1 protein-coding gene is annotated in these 1,458 nt (G+C 69.6%); it reads right to left on the minus strand.

All coding sequences use genetic code 11. From position 1 onward, the window contains the following. Positions 1–26: 26 nt before the first annotated feature. Entirely contained in the window at positions 27–1,295 is a 1,269-nt protein-coding gene (locus ACFW2Y_RS35850) for an IS701 family transposase (protein ID WP_384887940.1), read from the minus strand. Between the last annotated feature and the right edge of the window lie 163 nt (positions 1,296–1,458).

Genomic DNA, 1,458 nt, shown 5'->3' on the forward strand with positions numbered 1-1,458 from the left:
CTAGTACTCCAGTGCGGTTTTGTGATCTACCCGGTGGGTTCGTTGGCGGACCGTCGTTGGTAGTGGCTTTGTCGGGCTGTTGCCTGGTGGCGTCTGCGCCAGATTGACCAGTGCAGCAGCCTGGCGGCGGTCACGGCCGGCGGGCCGAAGACGGCGGTAAGCAGGTGTCGGATCTCCGGGACGGTCAAGGAGATCGGTTCGCTGTTGCGAGCTGGGTGGTGCGGGCCGGTGGGCCGCTGCGGTGCCGCGTCTGCGGCGACGGCGGTCAGGAAGGCCAGGGCGAGCATGGCGAGGGTGATGTGCCGGTGCCAGGCGGTCCAGTTGCGGACCTGGTAGTGGTCAAGTCCGACCTGGCCCTTGGCGGCCTGGAAGCACTCCTCGACGCTCCAGCGGACGCCGGCGACGCGGACCAGCTCGGCCAGGGTGACCGTGGTGGGTGACCAGCACAGGTAGAAGGCGAGTTCGCCGGTGGTGCGATTGCGGCGGATCAGCAGGTGGCGGTGTTCGTCGGTGCCGATGTGGATCCAGGCCCAGTCGTAGTGGCGCGGGCCCTTCGCGCCGTTGCCCGCGCTGTGCCGCTGCCAGGCAGTGGCGGGCAGGCGGCCGGCGACGGTGTCCGCGCGGATGGGGGTGCGGCCGTGGTTGATCCGCACCCGTGTCGAGCAGGCGACGGCCATCACGTAGCCGGTGCCGCGTGCCTCCAGAGCGGCGAGAAGCCGCGGGTCCTGTCCGTATGCTTCGTCGCCGGTCACCCATGGTGCCTCCACCCCGGCGTCCAGCGTGGCGGCGATCATCTCCCAGGCGAGGCGGGGTTTGGTCTGGAACTGCACCTCGTCGGGTATCCCCGCCGCCTGGCGGCGCTCGGCGTCGGTGCACCAGGAGTGCTCGGGCAGGTAGAGCCGGCGGTCGATCAGCGTCCGCCCCCGGCTGGTGGCATAGGCGAGGAAGACCCCGACCTGGGAGTTCTCGATGCGGCCCGCGGTACCGGTGTACTGGCGCTGGACGCCCGCCGAAGCCCGGCCCTTCTTCAGGAAGCCGGTCTCGTCCACGATGAGGACGCCGCCGTCGGTGCCGAGGTGTTCAACGGCGTAGGCGCGGATGTCGTCGCGGACGGAGTCGGCGTCCCAACGGGCATAGCGCAGCAGACGCTGCATCGGCCCCGGTCGGGCCAGGCCGGCCTGTTCGGCCAGTTGCCAGCAGTTCTTCCGCTCGACACGCGACAGCAGCCCGAGCAGATAGGCGCGGGCGGTAGCCCGGGGTTCAACTCGGCTGAACCGGCCCGCGATCCGGGCCATGGCCTGCTCGAACATCACCCGCCAGCGCGCAGGGTCTACGCTATGGCCAGCGGCCACCGCACGATCTTCGTTTGTCCACACACCAACCGATGATCACGCGGTGGCCGTACCCGTTCCCAGCCAGGGTCGCCACAAGATCGCGAAACCAGACTGGAGTACTAGG

The sequence above is a fragment of the Streptomyces sp. NPDC058877 genome, assembly GCF_042742855.1.
Lineage (GTDB): Bacteria > Actinomycetota > Actinomycetes > Streptomycetales > Streptomycetaceae > Streptomyces.

Coding starts and splice junctions, on each gene's coding strand:
- ACFW2Y_RS35850 (WP_384887940.1), bottom strand. CDS start 1,295: ATGGCCCGGATCGCGGGCCGGTTCAGCCGAGTTGAACCCCGGGCTACC.